Origin of the sequence: Leptolyngbya sp. GB1-A1 (assembly GCF_039962475.1) — a bacterium.
GTDB lineage: Bacteria > Cyanobacteriota > Cyanobacteriia > Elainellales > Elainellaceae > Leptolyngbya_A.
Genome location: NZ_JAMPLI010000006.1, coordinates 1 through 20,548 on the forward strand (window position 1 = coordinate 1; position 20,548 = coordinate 20,548).

Below are 20,548 nucleotides of genomic sequence, written 5' to 3' on the forward strand. Positions count from 1 at the left end.
CGTTTGACTGCCTCGATTGCTTTAGTGCGGAGGTCGTAGCTGTAGGGGGCGGACATGAGCATTTCCCAACTCTCTTCTAGCCTCTATGTTACTGTCCTATCTCTGTTGCGTAGGGCTATACAATTCAGTTTGCTGCAAATTTAGCGAACCAAACCATTACCTTAACGAGCGGACAGATTGAAATTGCTGCCGGAAAAAATATCACGATCGACGGCTCCACGGCTGCCGGATTGACCATTAGCGGCAACAACAGCTCCCGTATCTTTTGGGTGAAATCCAACCAGGACTTTCCCACAACCATCACGTTTAAAAACTTGTCGCTGGTCAACGGCTATACTGCCGAAAACGGCGGCGCGATTCGGGGAGAGCACAAAGCTAATCTCACCGTTGAGAGTGTCAAGTTCCAAAACAACGTGGCAGACAAAGGGGGTGGGGCAATTTATAGTGCCTGGGAAAATCAGCTTACGGTCAACAGCTCTCAATTCAACGGCAACAAAGCTACTGCGGGAAATGATGAGCGCGGTGCAGGGGCGATCGCTTTTGTGAGTTCGGGAAATTTCACGGTTCGTAACAGCAGCTTTACCAACAATCAGGGCATTAACGGCGGGGCAATCAATAGTTTGAATGGTAAGCTGACGATCGAAAACTCCCGCTTTGTCAACAACAGCACACTAGCAGCCCAGTACGACGCCGGAAAAGAGAATCCAACCCTGCGGGGTTATGGCGGTGCGATTTACACCGATCGCGCCAGCAGCACAAACGAGCCATCGGGAAGAATCCGCATTAGCGGCACGCTCTTTGAGGGCAACAAAGGCAAAGCAGAAGGCGGCGCAGCCTATCTCTATACAGGTACACAGGACAGCATCGAGATTCATCCAGCACTTTCAAAAACAACGAGGTTCAGGCACTCGCTCAGGGCAATAGCGGCAATGGCGGTGGACTGGCGGTGATAAGCAATTCGCCCAACCAGGGATTAACGATCGCCCAAACCGCATTTGTGAACAACACGGCATCGAGCCAGGGCGGCGGAATGTGGCTGATGGGCGCACCTGCAACGATCCTCAACAGCACCTTTTCCGGCAATCAAGCCCCTGGAACCGTACCCGGCAAAGTCGTGGGTACAGATTACTATCCGCTCGGCGGTGCGATGGCTCTCTACAGCGATGCCAAGCTGATCAATACCACGATCGCCCACAATCAGGCAGGCTGGGTCGGTGGTGGCATCAGTGTTGCTGGCGGCTCCAAAGTCTCATTGCAAGACACAATCCTGTACAAAAACACGGCAGCCAACGGCGGCAACCCTTGGGGCATTCAGCAGCACAGCAGCGGTACACTCACTGATTACGGCGGTAACATTCAATTCCCCCCCGAGAAAGACAACAAAAACGCCACCACTGCAATCACGATCGCCGATCCGATGCTGGGCACCCTGCAAGACAACGGCGGCGGCATTCTGACTTATGCGCTGTTGCCCGGAAGTCCTGCGATTAACAAGGGAGTGGGAACAGGCACACCTACCCTGGATCAGCGAGGCTTTACCCGCGCCGATGGCTCGATCGATGCAGGCGCATTTGAGTTTGGGGCAACGGCTCCAGCAACTCCTCCAGGAACTGAAACCCCGATCGCAGGCAGCACAGACAACGATGTTCTGACGGGCAGCAGTATTAATGACTGGCTCAGAGGAGGAATGGGATCTGATCTGCTCACGGGTGGCGGCGGAGCCGATCGCTTTATTTATGCGGGCGCAACCCGACGCGAGGCTTTGTCAGGCTCCCGGCTGCGAAACCCCGATCGAATTCTGGATTTTAATGCGATTCAAGGCGATCGACTTCAGTTGGACTATGACAATAATCTGGCAACGATCGATCGTCCGCGTAGCGCGTTTAATGCCGGAAAAGTGCGAGGTGAAAATTTACGCGCAGGCGTGCAGGCAGCTTTTCAGGACAAAAATCACCAACGTAAGGGCAATCAAGCTCTACGGGCAAATGAAGCGGTGGTGTTCCAATGGCGCAAGCAGACTTTCTTGACAGTGAATGACAACGAACGCAGGTTTGCTCCCAATCAGGACATGATCATTAACGTGACCGGACTGCAAATGATCGGACAAGATGCCAGCGCAGGGGTTCTGAAGGTGAGCTCCTATTTTGTCTAGCGTTAATTCCAGTCCCTATTCTGCTGCTTCTGAGGGGAAAACCAAGCCCCTTTTCAGTCTCAAAGTTTCCGAAAGTTGACCGTATTGAGGGGCAGAACCTTTCATCCGCCCCAAGCAGCCTCTTTAATATCAAAAAGGACACCTCTTAATGAAGTGTCCTAATTTTTATTTCGTTTTTATTGAATTGTGAAACGAGATTCTTATCTAAAACCGACGGCTGCCTGCCATACAAACGCCAGCAGCAGGAAGAACACCGGAATCACAGGCAGAACGTCTACGAGCGGATCAAAGATCGCGTAGGCTTCGGGTAATTTTGCTAAGAGCAATGCCGCTTCCATGAATCAGTCTACCTCTCCAACACAAATTTCATAATTGTTGGGTATCTTAACACGATCGCCGCTCCAATTCATCCGCAGTGACAAATCTAATTATCAGAGAATCTGATTTGCTTTAGGGCAGCAAAAAGCCTGATCCGGCTCGGCGAATAAAGTAGCGAGAAGTTTCTTCATTGGGCGAGCGATAAAGCATCAGAAAGTTGCCGTTGTTCAGCGTATAAAGTCGATAAACGCCCTGCGCGGGAGTAAGCTGCTGCTCTCTAGGAATCCCTGCATTCTCCGGGAAATAGCCACCTCGCGCCACAATGCGATAGCCGCTGAGAATATTGGTGGCAGCATTGAAAACTGCCTGAAAATCTCCGTCAAAATTCGGATCGTTTTGCAAATCTGCTAGCATCCCCGACGAGAAATTCAAATCACTCTGAGAAGCCCAATCGGTCAAGCGAAACAAAGGCAAAATCCCGCTCCGAACTTCAGTTTGAGCAAAGCTGGCTCTACTGAGTGTAAGCAGCAAAGCAGTTGCTATGACAAGCTGCACTGACCCTTTCCGAGCGAAATTTCTGATCAGTTTGAATTGACGATCGCCCATAGCTAACCTGTGATTAAAATGCTTCTAAATTTAATTGACAGGACTTTATCACAATTTCAGGAAGGGGTGGGAAAGCCTAGGGAGATGAGGAGAGCAAGGGGAGTAATCTGCTAGCTCTTGCTGGAGGCATTGAATGAGCTGTAGGAGTGGTTAGCGGGGTTTATGGGCTTTCCAGGTTCCGCCATATGCATAGTAGGGATTGTTTTGGCTTACGGAGGGATAGCATCGATCGCAGACAAAAATCCACTGCTCTGAGGCATCTACCTTTACGCGATAGAGGACTTCGGCAGGCTCCTGACAGCGATCGCAGGGTTTAATTCGCACCCGTGCCATAAAATTACTTTTTGCGGTTATTTCAGGAGCGGTTATTTCAGGAAATGACGGTCGAATTTTGAGGACGGGCAAAAATCATGCGTCCGGCGGAAGTTTGCAGTGAACCTGTGACGACGACCGCTAATTCACCGCCAATGTAGCTGCCGCCTTCTTCGACCACCACCATTGTGCCGTCATCCAGGTAGCCGACGCCCTGAGCGGGTTCTTTGCCCTGCTTGAGAATCTTCAGGTCAATCTGGTCGCCGGGAAGGTAGGCAGGGCGCATTGCCTGAGCCAGATCGTTAATATTTAGCACGTTGACTTTTTGCAGACTCGCGACTTTGTTGAGGTTGTAGTCGTTCGTCAGCAATGTGCCATTAATGTCCTGTGCCAAACGCACCAGCTTTGCATCGACGGTAGAAACATCATCGTAGTCAGCGGGGTGAATGATAATGCGTTCCGGGTATGCTTCTTGAATCTGATTGAGAATATCTAAGCCTCGCCGTCCCCGCACCCGCTTTTGATCGTTCGAGGCATCGGCAATTTGCTGAAGTTCTTGCAGAACAAACCTCGGTACGAGCAACTGTCCTTCTAGAAATCCGGTTGCCAGGATATCTTCGATTCTCCCGTCGATAATGCAGCTTGTATCAAGAATTTTGCTCGTTGCCGGCTTGAGCGTTCCCTCCGCAACCAGCATCGACTCGACGCTATTAGGATTAATGAGCCGCAGCAGGGTTCGACCGTGGATATCTGCCAGATTGATGCCAGAAAAGGCAAACAGCACGCTTCCCAAAACGGCAGCAAGCGGCTTGATAAAGGCAAACTCTCGTGGAATCGGCAGCAGAAAAATGGGAGCCAGCATCAGGTTCGCGACCAGCAGCCCTAGCACCAAGCCGACCGATCGACTCAGCAAGCGATCGACGGGCATCTCGCGAATTTGCCGTTCGACCCGTCGATAGGCAGTTTGCGCCACAATGCCGATCGCCAAACCAATCAGCGCACCAAATCCGCCCGTGACTGAACTCAGCCCCTCTAGGCTCGTCACCTGTGCCAAAGCATCGTTTGGCAGGAAGTCAACGCTATAAAAGCCAATTCCTGCCCCTGCTATGATGAAAGATATAATGATAATTGCGTCAAGCATGACAATAATCCAAAGTAGGATTAGGTGCAGACTTCGTTAGGAATCAGAATAGCATCGGCAGGGATTTTTCGCTGGACGCAGTTGCCCCGATCGCGCAGAAACGCAAGCTTCAGGCAGTTGCAGAATAACTCACTAAAATTCCAGTGATTCAATTACATGATTCAATTGCGAAGCTAACTTTAATTCCGTACGACCTCATTATATCTTTTTCGCTTTGTCAGCATTTTTGAATTCCTTGAGCCTGAGCTGCGATCGTTCAATTTCTCCTATTGCGGCATCGCCTCTGACTGAGACGGTAACAGCCGCATATCTTCATATTCCGTTCTGCCGCCGCCGCTGCTACTACTGTGATTTTGCCGTGTCGATCGTGGGCGATCAGCCACCGCTGGCTCGAAGCGGAGCAAGTTCCCAATACGGCACCATTACTGCCTATCTCGAAGGGCTGCTGCAAGAAATTCGCGCTACACCTGCCAGAGGAAATCCACTGCAAACGGTTTTCTTGGGCGGCGGCACACCTTCTCTATTGACCGCTCAGCAAGTTGAGCAAATTCTAAGCACGATCGATCGTCAGTTTGGCATCGTACCAAACGCCGAAATCTCGATGGAGATTGACCCGGACACCTTCGATCGCGAAAAGCTGCAAGGCTATCTTGCCGCTGGTATGAATCGCTTTAGTCTGGGAGTGCAGGCATTTCAACCCGAACTGCTTGCTGCCTGCGGTCGCACCCACACGCGAGAAGATATTGATCGGGCAGTAGAATGGCTGCATCAGCTCAATGTGCAAAACTTTAGCCTCGATCTGATTTCTGGGCTGCCTCATCAAACGCTGGAACACTGGCAGGACACTTTGCAGACTGCGATCGACTTCAATCCTGCCCATATCTCGGTGTACGACCTGACCGTTGAACCGGGAACTGCCTTCGATCGTTGGTACGAAGCAGGCAGCAAGCCTCTGCCGAGCGATGAAGCCACTGCACAAATGTATCGCTTGACTCAGCAAACGCTTACCCACGCAGGCTACGAACACTACGAAATCTCAAACTACGCGCGATCGGGCTTTCAGTGTCGGCATAACCGCGTCTATTGGGAAAATCGCCCCTACTACGGCTTTGGCATGGGAGCTGCTAGCTATCTTAACCTGAAACGGTTTACCCGACCGCGGAAGCGCACTCAATACCATCAGTGGGTCTCAGAATATGTTGCCAGCGGTGGGTCGATCGATTGCTTGACCACGCCGCCAACCGAGATTTTGCTGGATACCCTGATGGTGGGCTTGCGTCTAGCCGAGGGCATCAGTTTAACGGCATTAGGCGATCGATTTGGGCAGGAGGCAATCGAGCAGATTCTTGCCTGTTTGAATCCTCACCAGCAGCGCGGCTGGGTTGAAATTACCAATGGTGATCGCACATCGCGAATTCGGCTTTCTGATCCAGAAGGATTTCTGTTCTCGAATGTGATTTTGTCCGATTTATTTGAGTCGTTGAGTTAAACAGCAAAATCAGGACTGACTTTGATCGCGAGAACAGAGACCGATCGATTAAGCCAGCCCTACGGACTTTGTCCTGAGCGACACGGTTCTAAACTGCACAGATAAACCCACCCCGACCTGCGATCGCCCTTCCAGGAGGAAATAAAGAGCGAGGCTGAGGCTGGGATGGGTCGCATGACGTTAATTCAATTGTCCTAATTCAAACGCCTCGTTTGCTCTTGCCCTAAACTCACCGACGGCTGCACAACACGCGACGGAAGCCGGGTTTGAGCGATCGTGGGTCGCAGCACATTCACTGCCTGAGCATACTGGGGATCAGCGTTCGTGCCGACCAACGACAGATTACGGGCAAGCGTTTGCTGCTGCTGCTCATTGAGGCTAACTTCAACATTCGGCGTGATTCCTCGCTGGCTGATATCCGTGCCGCCCGGGGTGTAGTAGTGAGCCACGGTCACCGCCAAACCGGAGCCGTCGGACAGCGAATGCACGGCTTGAACCAGAGCTTTGCCAAAGGTGCGCGTACCCACAATAACGGCTCTCTGGTTGTCCATCAGCGCGCCCGTAACGATTTCGCTAGAGCTTGCCGAGTTGCCATCGACCAGGACTGCCAGCGGAAGCTGGGTCAGAGCAGTGTGATTTGCCATAATCTGATCGCTGTTGCCGTGACGATCGACCGTTCGCACGATCGCGCCGCCATCGAGCCACATCCGCGAGATTTCGACGCTGGCATGCAGCAGTCCACCAGGGTTGCCGCGCAGATCCAGCACAAATCCGTTGACGTTCTTTGACAGCAAATCCTCGATCGCTTTTTTCATTTGATCGGGTGCATGACTGCTAAACTCGGTCAGGCGAATATAGCCAATGCGCTGATTGCCTTCCTGACGCAGCTCGTGGGCAACGTTGGGCAGCTCGATGCGGGCGCGGGTCAGGGGCAGGTCAAAGGCAGCCCGGCTCTCCCGTTCAATTCGCAGAGTGATGCGAGTTCCCGCTTCTCCTTTGATGAGCTCTGAAGCAGTTTCGACGCTCATGCCCGTGGTCGATCGCCCATCGATCGCCAGGATTCGATCGCCTGTCTGAATTCCGGCTGCACTGGCAGGAGAGTTGGCAAGGGGTTCAACCACTGTTAAGGCTTTCGTTTCCTCGTGCAGTTGCAGGCGCAAACCCACGCCGGACAGTTCACCGGAGGTTTGGCTAGTGAGTGTCTGATATTGTTTTGGGTCAAGAAAGCGAGTGTAGGGATCGTTGAGCTGCTCTAATGCCTCTCGCAGTGCAGCGTAGGCAGCTTCGGGCGAGGTATAGTCGCGGCTGAGCAAATCCTGACGGACTGCCTGCCAGTTCACTCGGTTAAACGTGGTATCGACATATTCGCGATCGACGATTTGCCAGGCTTCATCTAAAACGGCTTTGGGATTGTTTTGAAAAGCGGCTTGGGCAGTAGAGTAAAGCGGAGAGAGAACAGTGACTACGGCAAGCGTGCCTCCAAAGCAAACACCTTGCAGAAGGCGGGAAAGGCAAGGGAGATCATTCATAGAAATGTAGACCCAGAAGACGGAAAACGATACCAGCAGCTAACCCACTCGGCTCAGACTGGGGACAGTCGGGTTAAGAAAGGGTCAGATCAGATTGTCTAACAGTAATTTCGAATGGGATCAGATGGGAGTAGAGGAGATACAGAAACGTATCGCTCCAAATCATCATGACCGCAGAAGCAAATTCCTTCCTACAAATGTTGCAAAGCTTAAGCACTCACATTCCGTAGCCTTAGAGCAACCAGCCTTGGAAGTAGCGGATCAGCACACCACAATCATGATGCATCCAAATTACGAACCGAGTTGATGCCCCTGAGACCATTCAGTCAATTCAGTTAATCAGTTAGGTCGATTCACCCCCAGCTAAGGAGGGTCTAAATTCTTCCTCGCTAGTTTAGCAAAGGTCAAACTGACGATCACAAGGATCTCAGAACATTTCTAGCTCAAGTTGTTCCTGCATGCGCAACACGATCTGAAGCAGAGTCTACCGCTTTAATGCGGCTCAATGCGGCTACTCGACTTTTGCCCCGGCAATCATTTGCAGAACAAACGGCTCGCCGCCTGCCTGATGGTAGCGATCTGCCCACTGGCGAATGACTTCGTCTAGCTCAGTCAGTGCCTGCTCCAGGCGATCGGGCGGAATGTCTAGCTCTTCTAAAATTCTGGCGACCCCTGGCTGACGGTCTGCCCAGTCTCGCATCATTTGGAAGAAGCGGGCAGTGTCTTCCACCATGATGTAAGTGCGTTCTTCCTCATCAGCGGGAGTATAGGAAGAGCGGGTCAGGGCGTAAAAGGGCATTCCCCAGGGCGAGTCAATGCGTGTGACGGTCCCAGAGTAAAGCAATCGCCGCTTAATGTGTTCTGCCAGAGCTTCGCTAAGCGGCATTCGTCCGTGGGGCGGCACGTCTTCCTGGGAACGCAGATGGAGAAATTCGATGATCTCCATAAGCTGGAACGAGTTGACCAACTGAGCATCTGGCAAGTTTGGCGGCAGCTTTTCCTCGATCTGTCGCTTCTCCTCGCTAGAAAGACCACCGCCGGGAACTCGCGATCGTCCCGGTTGCCAGGGGTATTGTTCCAGCCAAATGTAGGGAAACTGGATGAGGTAGCGTGGCTCCTGAGAACCCAGCATTTTGAGCAGTTTCCCCTCGGTCAGGGCTTGCCTGACTTCTTCGACAATGACCTTGACTCGCTTTGGCTCAATGTGGTGGAGGTGTCCTGTCATTCGCAGGTTTTCGTCCTGCTCCAGATAGGTCATATAAATCGCGCACTTTGCAGCGGTTGCTGCCGCATCCAGGAAGGCTCCGTGTCGGTGTCCTCCGGTTCGCATTGCGCTAAACGCTAAATAGAGCATGATCTGATCGATCGCACTTGGACTAAGACGTTTGATCAGATCGGTATCGTTCGTCATCTTTTGGGTAAGGTATCGAGCAAGAGGATACGTAGAGGGAAAACGAGAGGCTTCGCTGGGGTCATCTCGGTGTAGCCGTAATCTGGCACACTTTATTTCAGCTCTGCTGCTATTAATTTATCAAGAACGAATTTACGCGTCTATTTGGGCAAGACTAAACCATTTTAGAAGACACTGGTACTTTTTACTGTTCTGTAAATCTGTGGAATTATCGCTGCAATAGCTGAATGCTATGTATCTTGCCAGCAAATTTGCTGCCACAATACCCGAATTGATGGTCTTGCTCAAAAATTTACAATTAATTTTACTTTTTCTAGGGAATTGATGAAGCAACACGCTAAACAATTTAAACCAATCTGTCACTTTCGATTAAAGCAAATGCTCCAAATCAACTGCTCTAATCAAGAGTGCCTTAAACAGCACGATGAACAGATAGTTTTAGCGTCCGCTACCTCGATGGTCGCCTTCGAGGCATGTTGCCATCAATTCTGTTTGATGCAAATCCTTGCTTTGAATGAAGCCCTTTTCAGCGTAAGGAATGCCAGGTTGACCGGTAAGCAGCAAAGAGGATTCTACAAAACTGGCTGCTACAACAAAACCAATCGAAACAAGGAGCGAGGATGTCAACATGAGAGACTTTAGATGAGCGTTTCTAATCCCAAATACGTCCCCTATGTCCATCGGTCAGGAAAGTTCGATCGACTTTATACAAGATTGAATTCTGCTTTGGTCTGCTTGAGATAAAAGAAAATTTTTCAGTATTCCCACAACAGGCAAAATTATCACGCGACTCAACAAAGCGATGCATTTTAAGGCAGTCGGACAGCGATCGATGGCAGAACGGAGGACGGCAAAACGGGCAGAGATGAGCCAAATCGCTTTGTATTCGATTGTGTCTGATTGTGCTCGATCGGAATGAGTGTTCGATCGCAAGGGAATGAGAAATCCTACAGTTGCTTTTGCAAAAGAGCGACTTTTAAGGATAATGGCGGGGAGATGTTTTATCGGGGAAATCACCCAGAAGTAGCCGTGCAACTTCCAAGTCCCATCTATTCCGTTTGGCAACAGATCACCCTGGTCAGACTACCCTTAACCCAGTGGAGCCGATCGAGCTATGCCCATTCCCCGATCGGCAGTTTGCGACGCTGGCGCGATGGAAGCTGGCTGTTGCAGTGGGCAGAACCGATCGGCGGGCTACTAGCAGCCGTGATCTATGGTTTGGCTCCTTTTCTATCAACCAGCATTATTGGCGTGCTGCTGATTGCCTGTGCGGGCTACTGGGGGCTGCTGACGCTTTCAGACAATGCGGAATCAGGATCTGGACTCACGCCAATTCACCTCCTGGTTTTGCTGTATTGGGCAGTCGTAACCATCGCGACGGCTCTCTCTCCAGTGCGAACTGCGGCGATCGAAGGCTGGACAAAGCTAACGCTGTACCTGGTTTTGTTTGCGCTGCTGGCACGGGTGCTGCGATCGGCGCGAGTGCGATCGGCGTTGATTGCCATTTATTTATTAACTGCCCTGGTTGTGAGCATTGCTGGCTTGCGGCAGTGGTTTTTCGGCGCAGATGAACTGGCAACCTGGGTTGACCCGGAATCGACTCTAGCGGGTACGACGCGAGTTTATAGCTATCTGGGAAATCCGAATCTGCTAGCTGCCTACCTACTTCCTGCGGTAATTTTTAGTGCGGCAGCCGTTTTTGCCTGGAAGCGGTGGACACCGAAATTGCTGGCACTGCTGATGTGGGGCATTCATTCTGCCTGTCTGGTGCTGACCTTTAGCCGGGGTGGATGGATTGGCTTTGTGATTGCTAGCTTTGCGCTGCTGGTGCTGCTGATTCACTGGTTTAGCGTCTACCTGCCGCGCTTTTGGCGACGTTGGGCACTGCCGATCGTCCTGGGGGCATTTGCCGTTCTGGTTACGCTTGCCGTAATCGTGGTTGATCCGCTGCGCGATCGGGTGATGAGTATATTTGTTGGGCGAGAAGACAGCAGCAATAACTTTCGGATTAACGTCTGGACTGCCGTGATCCGCATGATCAAGGATTATCCGGTGCTGGGGATCGGTCCCGGCAACGATGCGTTTAACCGAGTGTATCCGCGCTATCAGGAGACTGGATTCACAGCTCTCAGTGCCTATTCGGTGTTCCTCGAACTTGCAGTGGAAGGCGGATTTCTAGGGCTGGGGTGTTTTCTGTGGCTACTGCTGGTGACGTTGAATCAGGGATGGCTCCAGCTTCAAAAGCTTAGACAGTCTGCCAATCGGGAAGGCTTCTGGCTGATTGCGGCTCTGGCAACGATGGTGGGAATGCTGGCACACGGACTGGTGGATACGGTCTGGTATCGTCCGCAGGTGAGTACGCTGTGGTGGCTAATGGTGGCGATCGTAGCAAGCTATTACCCATTTTCTCAGCCCGTTGATGCGGCAGAAGGTTCTAAGGTAGATTCGCAGTGAGTTGGCGGGGTCGGTTCAAGGGATAAAGCTGTGGGACTGAAGTGGGGATTCGAAAATAAGGTGGGGATTCGAAAATAAGGACGGTTCGCGAACCGCCCCTACTGAATCTCCTTCTGGCTAAGCAATAGGCTTACTCAGCTTCGCCGCCCACTACGACATCACGAATTCGCAGGCTCGGACCACCACAGCCGACGGGTAAGCCGCTTTGTCCGCCCTTGCCGCAGCCGCCCGATTCATCCCAGTAGAAGTCATCGCCGATCGCCTCAATGTCTGCCAGCGTAGTGAACACATTGCCGGAGAGATTGACATCACGCACGGGTTCTGCAAGTTTGCCGTTCCGGATCATCCAGGCTTCCCCAGCAGCAAAGGTAAACATTTCGCCGTTGGTCATGCCGCCGAGCCAGTTGCGGGCATAAACGCCTTCCTCGATGCCGTCAAACAAGCGACCGACCGGAGTACTCCCGCGTGCGATCCAGGTGTTGGTCATTCGGACGATCGGCGGGAAGTGGTAGCTAAGGCAGCGTGCGTTTCCGGTGGGGGTTTCGCCGAGCTTGCCTGCGGTCTCGCGGGAGTGAAGCCTTCCAGACAGGATGCCGTCCTGAATAAGCTGGGTAGTAGTGGCAGGTACGCCTTCGTCGTCGTAGAAATAGCTGCCGCGATGCCCTTCTGGAGCTGCCCCGTCAAAAATTTGCAGATCACGCGGACCAAATCGCCGCCCAACAGTCATGACTTCCATCAGATCTGGATTTTCGTAGATCATGTCTGCCTCGGACAAATGCCCAAAGGCTTCGTGGACAAACAAGCCCGACAGGATGGGATCAATCACGACTGTATAGGTGTTGCCTTTGACCGGAGGCAGGACCAGCGCATCGACAGCGCGTTGGGCAGCACTTTGCACCTGTTGGTCGAGTTGCTCTAGATCTTCATAAGCTTTACGCGATCCAGTGGTTTCTCGTCCGGTTTGGACAGTTTCGCCGTTGCGGGCAGTGGCGGCAAAGCGCATTTCCAGATCAACCCAGGATTGCTCGATCATCGTGCCGTCGGAGGTGGCAAGAATAATGCGCTGAGCACTGTCCCCGTATCGAACTGAGGTTGTCGCGATGCGAGCGTCCACACTTCTCAGAATGTCAGCATAGTGGCTACACAGAGCTTTCTTTTGCACAAGGGGAATCTGGCGGGGGTCGGTTCCGGTAAGCGGCAGTTGGCGCACGTCTTGAATTGCCCCGACCGGAGCCAGCAGGGTTTCTTCGTCGCCCACCAGACGAGCAGCGGCGATCGCTTCTTCGATTCGGTCTTTAAGACTAGAGAGGCGATTAAAGCTGGCAAACCCCCAACCGCCTTTGTAGCAGGCACGAACCTGACCACCGATTGAGATGCCTTCACTTAGCGTTTCTATGCGGTTGCCGCGCAGGAGAATGTCGGTTCCTTCTGCTTCTTCGAGCCGAATCGCCAGGTAATCGACCTGCGATCGATAGCGCGCCATGAGATCAGCGAGCAGATTTTTTGCATCAGCCAGTTGGGTAGCCATAGGGATTCCGCGATCGAGACTGTTTCTATTTTGTCTCAGCGGGGCACGAGTTGTTGTCAGGAACGATCAGGCTACCAGCCATCCTCGTTGTTGTCGTGCCAGATCTCAAGATCGAGGTCGTTGAGATACATCAGCGCACTCTCAATCTGGATACTGGGTCCATGCAGTTCCAGGTCAAACCAGCCGTCCTCACGGGCGTTTGCGCCAAGTAGGGCTGCCCGGATGTTGATGGTTAAGCCGTGCTGGGTAATCAGGTTAGAGATGATTGGCTCTTGCTGATAGCGTTTTGGAATGCGAAGCCGAATTCGAGTCTGGGCGTTTTGGCGATCGTCGGGGCTAGAGACAGCGTGGGGAGAACTGAAGGGTTTGAGTGAGGTCATGGCTTTTCAGAAAGGTAAAGGAGTTGCGATCAGAGGTTTAGGATTAATTTGAGGAAAAATTTAATCTACGATAAACCGGTCGGCTTACGAGACTTAATTTAGTGTAGTCGGGATGGAACGATTTTTCTAGGGGGCGATCATTGGATCAAGGCTGGAGTGAGAAAATACTGGAGGTTAGCCAGTGGGAGTAAGGTCTTGCAGGAGCCGGAGGAAAAGGCGCTCGTTCGCTCTCCCCGAATTCAGCAAACGACTGTGTCCCCCAAACCCTTCCAGAAGCCGATTGCATGACGAGAGGCTGGAGGTTGTGGGAGGTGTGAAGTCACTAGAGACCCAGGATTAGAGACCCAAGAAATTTTAATTAGTGATTACTTTGGAATTGGAAAATTGGCGAATTTAGGTACTGGGCAAGAGGTTTAAGGAATGCTGAGGAATAGGGCAATGGGTATCAGGCCGCAATGGAAGACAAGTTTCTTCTATGGGGTCGTTAGCTTGATGCTAGGCACAGGGCTGCTAGGTGGCAGGGCGATCGCGGTGGATGATGAGACCGTGCTGCTGCTGACCGATCCGCTGGAGATTCAGTCTCTCAACTTGCCGGAGGAACGGCAGCAGTTAATCAATCAGGGAGTGGTTACGCCGGAAACGATTTCCCAGACCGGGCTGACGGTTCCGAGCCTGTGGTGGGCGCAGCAGCAGTATGGGGGAAATTTACTGGAATATTGGTTTGCGTTTCCGGGAAGGGAGGATGTGCCGCCGAGGGTGGATCTGCTGGTGAATCAGCAGGTTTGGAACAATACGGATTACCTGGCACAGTATGGTTTTTTGTTGCGGTTTGGGCGGGTGTCAGAAGAGTTTGGCTACAGTACGCGGGTGTTTAATGGTCGGGGGGAATTGCTGGGGGCGTATATCTGTCCGAGCAATGCTCCGACCTGTCGAATTTTTCTTTCGCCTGCGACTCCCAATGCGTTTCTGAATCCGCTCGCGCCTCTGATCACCCCTGCAACCTCACCTTAGTCCAGAGCTGGCGATACTGCTCGATCGTCCGATCGGGTAAGGGCAGCAGAAATTCGCTTTTGTCCAGACTGTTCTGGGGCGGCAACAGGGTTTGATTTTGGCGCAGGGCTTCGGGCAGGGCAGATCGATCGCTTTTCAGCAATACAGGCGAGGCTGCCAGACTCAAGAGCGAAAGCTGCTCTGCAACCTGGGGCTGCCAGAAAAAGCTAATCCACTGGTTTTCGAGGGTTTGGCGGCTGGAGCCGGCGGCTGCGGTTGCGGGACGAACCCACAGGTCTGCGGTCAAAATCGTGCCGCTGGGGGGAACAACTGCGCGAATTCGTCGATCGCGCTTTGCCATTCGCAGAATTTCGCTGGACCAGCCGATCGCAACCCAGGTATCGCCCAGCAGGAGCGGCTGTAGATAATTAGTGGAGCCGTAGAACTTGACTTGCTGATGAAGAGCGTTGAGTTCTGCTTCAAGGGAGGGGACGGCATTGAGGTCGTCGCGATTGATCGATTGCCCCAGTTTCTTGAGCGTCAGTCCAATTACGGCGCGGGCACTGTCGGGCAGAGAGATTTTTCTGCGTAGCTCCGATCGCCACAGGTCCTGCCAGTCTTGAGGAGTCCAGCCCAGTCGTTCAAATTCCTGATGGCGGTAAGCAATCATCAGGGTTCCGGCTCGGTAGGGAGCTGCCCAGATTTCGCCATTGGGGGTAGGCTGTCCCTGGCGATCGCGCCGGACAAAGGCTTGCCAGGGGTCTGGTAAAGATTGAAAGTCAGTGAGATTGGCAGTTTGAATGGGTTGAATCAATCCTTGCTGAATTGCGCTCGTTAGCCACGCATCGCCCAGCGTTACCAGGTCAGCAACCGGGACGGTTCGGCGGCTATTCACAAATGGGAGTCCAGCAGTAGGTTGCTCCGATGTGGCTTGCGGCTTCCAAGTTTGCAGCAGCTTAAACAGGTCGGCAAGCTGACTGGTGGGCAGCAATTTGAGATTTTTGTCGCGGGCAACCTGCCGCTGAAACGCTTTAAGCAGTTCTGCCGGAATAGAGTTTTCGAGGAGCCTGACGCGCAGATCGGCGTTGGTTGCGGGGCTGCATCCGGTGAGAGAATAGCTGACTGCCAGGGTTCCGGCGGCGATGAGGAGCGATCGGCGGTTCATGAAAGGGGGTAAAGGAATAAGGGGGTGAGGTTGTCTTTACTGTTGTCTTCTATTGTCTTCTTTACTATTGTCTATTGTGCCGATCGCAATGAATGGATTGAGCAATGGAAAGTGGGTTTAAGGCTGCTTGTGTTCCATACCGAACGAATCCAACCAGGCTGACCACAGACGCAGGGATTTGATCGTCTTCGGGTCGCTGGTAGGTGACGATCGTTCGCAGGCGCAGATCAGGGCGGATGAATCGCATTTAGATCAACGGCGATCGGCTTTTGTAGTAGGTCGTCATTTCTAGCGTTTGGCGGGTGGGCTGATAAGTGAAGCGTCCGGCGATCGCTCCTGGCTGATAGTAGCCCTGGTCGCGCAGATAAAATCCCTGAATCATTTCTCCTGCCGGATCGAGCGGAACCTGGGCAGCTACAGGCAGAGGCATGGGCTTCACGGCTTTGGGCTGGGTCAGCACGAACTCGTCGGGCATAAACAAAGCTTTTAGACTCATCGCAACTTCTTCGCCCGTTTCGGAGCGAGTCGCAAACGAAATCGCAAAGCCAAACCAGCTCAGCGGACTTTGCAGAAGGCGATCGAGCGCAATTTGAATTCCAGAAAAACTTTGTTCGGCAACTTGACCGGGCTGAGCCGGTGATCTGATTAAAATTCGCTGTTTTTCGGATTGATCAAGCGTATCGGCGCGAAATTCAGTATAAGAGCGTTCAACTTCACCTGTTAAGACAGAGTGATACGTTCTTTCAGTCTGCCAAGTACCTGCACAGGCAGTAAAAAAGTCTTGGAAGCTGAGCATTGAGGCATCAAGCGAAAAGATATTTAGATCAAATCAGGTTGACCATTTTCCTGCAAGTTGCACTGGAAATAATATTCCTCAAGAGTCTTTTAGTTTGTAATGCAAAATCTTCCCCTCCAGAATAAATCAGAAGTTGTCAAAACGTTAAATGATTCAGGAATCTTGCTTAATTGAACTATTCATTCCCTAAGATGTAAGCACGTTTAAGAAATAAGGCAGATTGTCAGATGGATTTACTCCAGGAACAGGTAGCGACACTACATCTCAAGATTGACGCTACCCAGGACATTGTTGAGCAGTTAAGCCATCAGACTGCTGAGATTTTAACCACGCTCAAAGGGGTGTTAGAAAATCGGAATCAGTTTCTCCAAGGCAGTGGAAACGGTTCACGATCGTTTTATTCCAACCGATTGGTGCTGGAGAACAGTATTGAACAGCACAAAGATGTTTTGGAAGATGTGAGCTATTCAGATTCTGAAGCGCGTTCTAGCGATCGAACCCTTTCGACAGAGATGCAAATTCAGCGCCTGACCGCCCAACTGACCGCCGCTTATAATCGCATTGCTGCCCTCGAAGAACAGCTTTTATCCAAGCGAGTTCACTAGGCCGGAGCGACAAATTTCAGCTTATTTTTCAGTCACGTTGCAGTAGTTCTTCATTAGAGAAACTCTTATCTAGCATTCGCTTTTACGAAGATTGCGGCGAAGGCGAGTTCACCCGTGGAATTTCTAGCCGAAACTTTCTATCGATCGCTGTTCATCCATCAAAAATTCGATCGTTTCCAGCAGTTGATGCTGGCTCCAGTTTGCAAATAAATGGGCAGCAATGGCACAGCCTCCGGCTCCCACGCCTTCCTTGACGTATCCCTGCTCGTAGATTCGCAGTTGAGCATAGCGAGAATTGGCAAAGCTTAAACTCGTCGCCAGCAAAGGAGCTTCTAGCAAAGCAGCTAACCCCACTGTATCTCCGGTTGGATCTTCAGCCACCCAGCGCGTTGTACCCACCACCACCTGTTCTGGCTGCCAGAAGAGGTTTTCGGCAAGGGCAATCGATTGGGTTAGCGCGTACACGGCAAGCATCTGTGTCCCCCCTGCGAGCAACACCCCACAGGTCCGGCTGGCTGCGATCGTCATTCCCGCCACGACAATTTGCATCGGGTCGCCCAACCCAGCAATGACCGCAAACGGGTGAATCAAGGGAGCCGGGGAAGTTAAGGGAGTTGAGGAAGTCGAAGTTTTCCAGCGATCGAGTCCCTGCTGCACGATCGCCCATTTTTGTGGGTGATTACAGGTGGAATGGCTACTGTTAATTTTTCCCTCGGCTTGCCAGCCCAAGCCTGTTAGAACTGCCAGAGCTGTTGTGGTGCCGCCTACCACGCATTCGCCCAGAATCAGGTAGCCTGCAGGATTTTGTGCTGCCAGCTTCTCTCCCCAGCGCAGCCCTTGCTGAAACAAATGCTGAACGACAGCCCGATCGATCGCCCTCCCAGTTGTCAAACACCGGGCAGGCATTCCCCCTAAATCGATTGCCGGAACCGTTGGCGGCTTGGGCAGTCCCGCATTCAAGATCAGGGTCGGAATCTGAAGCTTTGCCACGATCGCACGAGTAATCAATGTTGGCGAAGCCCCAGCAACCAGCGGCGGCAAGGGAAACTTGGGCTGAGCCTGCACTCCGTGATATAGAAATTCTGCATCAGCGATCGCTGTAAACTGCCGATCGTCTGGTGTTGCTCCCGCCGCCGAGATCCCCGGAATTAGCCCCGTCTCTGTAAAGCCCAGCACGCAGGCGAACTGAGGAAGTTTTCTTTTGTGGCGATCGATCCAGGCTTGGGTTTGACTCAGTTGGGTGTAGAGGCGGAGCATGCTTACTCTTCGTCCATAATCACCTGTACCCAGTGCGGCGGGTCGGGAATCGGGTTATTCAGTCGTTTCAGCAGTAGCCATGCCGCCAGATGCACGGTGAAGAGATAGACTAGATCGCTCAGTAGCACGATCGCGATCGTGGCAATTTGCACGACGGTTACATTGGTTTGGCTCAGCACATCAATGCCCACAAAGCCCCAATTGACCAGGCGGGTGAGCACGATCTGGATTAAATCCGTAATGCGATTGGTGAGATAAGTCCACAGATCTTCGCCCAAAAACACCGAGAGAATTGCTAACCGGAAAAAGAAGCCAAACATGGCGATGATCGTGCCGATCGCGATCGAGGGCAGCCAGGGAGAACCGCGTCGCCACATTGCCCCAAGCTGCACGCCCAGAAACGCATAAGGTACACAAAACAAAATGCTGAGATATGGACCCATCAGCACCGACAGCAGCAGCCCAGAAACCACCGCCGACATCCACGAAGCCCGGAATCCCCATCGCAGATAGGCAAGGGCGATCGGCAGCGGAAACAAAATCCGCATCCAGGGTCCGATGCTGAGGTAATAGCTCACTAGCCACATTAAACTCGCAGTGCTGGCAAGAAATGCTGTCTCGACCATCACCAGCGTGGGGGTCATGACTCGGATCGGCTGATCTGGCGTTGGGGCATTGGCAGCAGGCGAATCTCGATCGATCGTCAGGCTGGCTTCGACTTCGGCAAATTCCCGTTCCAGGTCGTCTGCCGACGAATGAGGAGAATTTGACCCACTGGAAATTTGATTGCCTTTGGGGTCTGCCGGGTTGCCTGCTAAAGAGTCACTCATGCCGTACCAGAAGAGATCGCTGATCTACTCTATCGTTTCTCCCGGTCGATGCGGAGCAGTTCCCTTTTCTGGAGCGATCGCCTTTCCCAGCGACCTGAGGCTGCGCTTTCTCAGTTTGAGTTTCGGGTGGACTGCCGCAAAAGATCGCGAATGTCGCGCAGATAGAGTTTGATGCTCCTGAGCGTATCGATGAACCACAGCAGCAGAAAAATCTGGAGCAAAACCAGGATTAGCGCAAACCAGCCAAATCCAACGTTTACCATTGCAGCTTTAGTCCTACTTGTGACCTTACTTAAAAGAGCGGATTTGAAAGAGCGATCGTTCTAAATTCCTGGTAAGTATTGTAGAAGCTGAGATCTTCCCCAGTTCCCCTCCCAGAAGGAAAGAACCAAACTCAACTGCTCACGAAGGAAAACTGAACCACTCAAAGCTCCTTTTGGGGTTTAGGAAGATCTAAACGAGAGCAAGCCACTCCTGGGTGAGCCTTGAATTCCCGTCCTAGCCCTGCCCGCAGCAGCGATCGATTCCTAAACTATCAAGCAGCAAATCGCTAACCGCATTGGCAACTGCAAACTCACTGTAGAAACTCCGGGAAAAGTCAAATCCTTGCATTTCGGTGACGATCGCAATCACCAGCGATCCCACATCGTTTTCCCCTTCCATGCGCTGGCGCACAAACACCTGGGCTGCTCTCGCCGCAATTTGATGATTCACCGCTTCCGGCAAAAATTCTTCATCCAGCCAGCGATGCAAAGACGCTTTCAGCCATTCACCCTCCTGCTCAGCATTGCTTGCGGGCGGCAGTGTCACGGGTGGGATTGGTTCAGCCATCGTCGCTTCCCTCACTCGCAAATCGATATGTTTATCCTACCTTCCTGGGTTATCGTACGTTGAGATCATCCTAAAGCGAAGCGTCGGGTTATGACTCGCTATGACATTGACTCAATTGTGGCTGGCTATGCTCAGGGCTATTTCTTGATGGCAGACGAGCAGGGCAATCTCGACTGGTACAGTAGCCGCAAGCGGGCACTGATTCCCCTAGATGAACAGTTTCGCTACCCCCGATCGCTTCAACGCGTCCTTAACCAAAATCGCTTTACCGTTGCGGTCGATCGTGCCTTTGCAGAAGTCGTCGAAGGCTGCGCCGATCGTGAAACCACCTGGATCTCTGGCGAACTTCAGCAAATTTATGAGGAACTGCACCAGGCAGGCTGGGCACACAGCTTTGAAACCTGGCAGGGTAACGAATTGGCAGGCGGAATCCTGGGACTGGTAATCGGCGGAGCCTTTATCGGCGAATCCATGTTTTACCGCATTCCCGAAGGCTCAAAAGTAGCGATGGTGAAATTAGTGGAACGGCTTCGATCGCGCCAGTTCACTTTATTTGATGCTCAGATGACGAACCCTCATTTAGAACGATTTGGAGCGTATTTAATTGGCGATCGAGAATACAAAAACTTGCTGAATCGGGCACTCCAGCAGCCTTGCTCGCTGATATAGCCTTTTTCAGGCAGATGAAGTACAGAGAAGGGGGGTGCAGGAGCTGTGTCCCCACCCCCTCGTACCTTAATAGAGGGGAAAGCTG

Annotated in this window: 22 protein-coding genes; 7 read left to right on the forward strand and 15 right to left on the reverse strand. The window is 52.2% G+C overall.

Features of this window, described 5'->3' with window-relative positions; genetic code table 11:
• Positions 1–269: 269 nt before the first annotated feature.
• Positions 270–950 carry a hypothetical protein gene (locus NDI45_RS08300; RefSeq protein WP_348247030.1) on the forward strand — a complete coding sequence of 227 codons (681 nt, stop codon included), beginning with the start codon at positions 270–272 and terminating at the stop codon, positions 948–950.
• Positions 947–2,152 (forward strand): choice-of-anchor Q domain-containing protein, encoded by a 1,206-nt coding sequence (locus NDI45_RS08305; protein ID WP_348247031.1) that lies wholly within the window; start codon positions 947–949, stop codon positions 2,150–2,152. Before NDI45_RS08300 ends, NDI45_RS08305 begins: the two co-directional genes overlap by 4 nt.
• A 200-nt stretch (positions 2,153–2,352) precedes the next feature.
• Here the strand turns inward: NDI45_RS08305 and NDI45_RS08310 are convergent, their stop codons facing one another.
• The 4 genes from NDI45_RS08310 to NDI45_RS08325 form a co-directional block, all read right to left on the reverse strand.
• Entirely contained in the window at positions 2,353–2,490 is a 138-nt protein-coding gene (locus NDI45_RS08310) for a photosystem II reaction center protein K (RefSeq protein WP_036531950.1), read from the reverse strand.
• Positions 2,491–2,602: 112 nt separating this feature from the next.
• Positions 2,603–3,076, reverse strand: coding sequence for a hypothetical protein (locus tag NDI45_RS08315; protein WP_190793037.1), 474 nt, complete (start codon positions 3,074–3,076; stop codon positions 2,603–2,605).
• Between the two features lie 150 nt (positions 3,077–3,226).
• Positions 3,227–3,409: a hypothetical protein gene (locus NDI45_RS08320; RefSeq protein ID WP_190793036.1), complete on the reverse strand. Its 183-nt coding sequence runs from the start codon at positions 3,407–3,409 to the stop codon at positions 3,227–3,229.
• 37 nt (positions 3,410–3,446) lie between these two features.
• Positions 3,447–4,529, reverse strand: coding sequence for a PIN/TRAM domain-containing protein (locus NDI45_RS08325; RefSeq protein ID WP_190793035.1), 1,083 nt, complete (start codon positions 4,527–4,529; stop codon positions 3,447–3,449).
• Positions 4,530–4,797: 268 nt separating this feature from the next.
• Here NDI45_RS08325 and hemW point away from each other — a divergent pair, with 268 nt between their 5' ends.
• Positions 4,798–6,018 carry a radical SAM family heme chaperone HemW gene (hemW, locus tag NDI45_RS08330; RefSeq protein WP_348247149.1) on the forward strand — a complete coding sequence of 407 codons (1,221 nt, stop codon included), beginning with the start codon at positions 4,798–4,800 and terminating at the stop codon, positions 6,016–6,018.
• Positions 6,019–6,212: 194 nt separating this feature from the next.
• Here hemW and ctpB read toward each other — a convergent pair whose 3' ends face one another.
• Together ctpB and hetR are read right to left on the reverse strand one after the other, a co-directional pair.
• Positions 6,213–7,547 (reverse strand): carboxyl-terminal processing protease CtpB, encoded by a 1,335-nt coding sequence (ctpB, locus tag NDI45_RS08335; protein ID WP_190793034.1) that lies wholly within the window; start codon positions 7,545–7,547, stop codon positions 6,213–6,215.
• Positions 7,548–8,058: 511 nt separating this feature from the next.
• Positions 8,059–8,958: a heterocyst differentiation master regulator HetR gene (gene hetR / locus NDI45_RS08340; RefSeq protein ID WP_190793033.1), complete on the reverse strand. Its 900-nt coding sequence runs from the start codon at positions 8,956–8,958 to the stop codon at positions 8,059–8,061.
• Between the two features lie 1,047 nt (positions 8,959–10,005).
• Here hetR and NDI45_RS08345 point away from each other — a divergent pair.
• Positions 10,006–11,412 (forward strand): IctB family putative bicarbonate transporter, encoded by a 1,407-nt coding sequence (locus NDI45_RS08345; RefSeq protein ID WP_348247150.1) that lies wholly within the window; start codon positions 10,006–10,008, stop codon positions 11,410–11,412.
• 130 nt (positions 11,413–11,542) lie between these two features.
• On the opposite strand, the gene NDI45_RS08350 is transcribed toward NDI45_RS08345, so the two are convergent.
• Together NDI45_RS08350 and NDI45_RS08355 are read right to left on the reverse strand one after the other, a co-directional pair.
• Positions 11,543–12,940, reverse strand: coding sequence for a TldD/PmbA family protein (locus NDI45_RS08350; RefSeq protein ID WP_348247032.1), 1,398 nt, complete (start codon positions 12,938–12,940; stop codon positions 11,543–11,545).
• A 71-nt stretch (positions 12,941–13,011) separates the two neighbouring features.
• Positions 13,012–13,320, reverse strand: coding sequence for an NIL domain-containing protein (locus NDI45_RS08355; RefSeq protein WP_190792016.1), 309 nt, complete (start codon positions 13,318–13,320; stop codon positions 13,012–13,014).
• Positions 13,321–13,758: 438 nt separating this feature from the next.
• On the opposite strand from NDI45_RS08355, the gene NDI45_RS08360 reads away from it, so the two are divergent.
• Complete coding sequence (locus NDI45_RS08360) at positions 13,759–14,331, forward strand: hypothetical protein (protein ID WP_190792017.1); 573 nt, start codon at positions 13,759–13,761, stop codon at positions 14,329–14,331.
• Here the strand turns inward: NDI45_RS08360 and NDI45_RS08365 are convergent.
• The 3 genes from NDI45_RS08365 to NDI45_RS08375 form a co-directional block, all read right to left on the reverse strand.
• A complete protein-coding gene (locus tag NDI45_RS08365) occupies positions 14,309–15,475 on the reverse strand; it encodes an extracellular solute-binding protein (RefSeq protein ID WP_348247033.1) in 1,167 nt (388 codons plus the stop codon). The genes NDI45_RS08360 and NDI45_RS08365 overlap by 23 nt on opposite strands.
• 64 nt (positions 15,476–15,539) lie before the next feature.
• Positions 15,540–15,722: a hypothetical protein gene (locus NDI45_RS08370; RefSeq protein WP_242067339.1), complete on the reverse strand. Its 183-nt coding sequence runs from the start codon at positions 15,720–15,722 to the stop codon at positions 15,540–15,542.
• A complete protein-coding gene (locus tag NDI45_RS08375) occupies positions 15,723–16,271 on the reverse strand; it encodes a phycobiliprotein lyase (protein WP_348247034.1) in 549 nt (182 codons plus the stop codon).
• A 227-nt stretch (positions 16,272–16,498) separates the two neighbouring features.
• Here NDI45_RS08375 and NDI45_RS08380 point away from each other — a divergent pair, with 227 nt between their 5' ends.
• The gene (locus NDI45_RS08380; protein WP_190792019.1) at positions 16,499–16,876 is read left to right on the forward strand and encodes a hypothetical protein; all 378 of its coding nucleotides are present in this window, start codon (positions 16,499–16,501) and stop codon (positions 16,874–16,876) included.
• A gap of 123 nt (positions 16,877–16,999) precedes the next feature.
• Here NDI45_RS08380 and cobT read toward each other — a convergent pair whose 3' ends face one another.
• From cobT to NDI45_RS08400, 4 genes are all read right to left on the reverse strand, one after another.
• On the reverse strand, positions 17,000–18,133 hold the full coding sequence (gene cobT / locus NDI45_RS08385; RefSeq protein WP_190792020.1) for a nicotinate mononucleotide-dependent phosphoribosyltransferase CobT: 1,134 nt from the start codon (positions 18,131–18,133) through the stop codon (positions 17,000–17,002).
• Positions 18,134–18,135: 2 nt separating this feature from the next.
• Positions 18,136–18,963, reverse strand: coding sequence for a DUF2232 domain-containing protein (locus tag NDI45_RS08390; protein WP_190792021.1), 828 nt, complete (start codon positions 18,961–18,963; stop codon positions 18,136–18,138).
• Between the two features lie 110 nt (positions 18,964–19,073).
• Complete coding sequence (locus NDI45_RS08395) at positions 19,074–19,226, reverse strand: hypothetical protein (protein ID WP_348247035.1); 153 nt, start codon at positions 19,224–19,226, stop codon at positions 19,074–19,076.
• Positions 19,227–19,461: 235 nt separating this feature from the next.
• A complete protein-coding gene (locus NDI45_RS08400; RefSeq protein WP_190792023.1) occupies positions 19,462–19,794 on the reverse strand; it encodes a hypothetical protein in 333 nt (110 codons plus the stop codon).
• Between the two features lie 90 nt (positions 19,795–19,884).
• Here NDI45_RS08400 and aat point away from each other — a divergent pair, with 90 nt between their 5' ends.
• The gene (aat, locus tag NDI45_RS08405) at positions 19,885–20,463 is read left to right on the forward strand and encodes a leucyl/phenylalanyl-tRNA--protein transferase (RefSeq protein ID WP_190792024.1); all 579 of its coding nucleotides are present in this window, start codon (positions 19,885–19,887) and stop codon (positions 20,461–20,463) included.
• Positions 20,464–20,548: the final 85 nt, after the last annotated feature.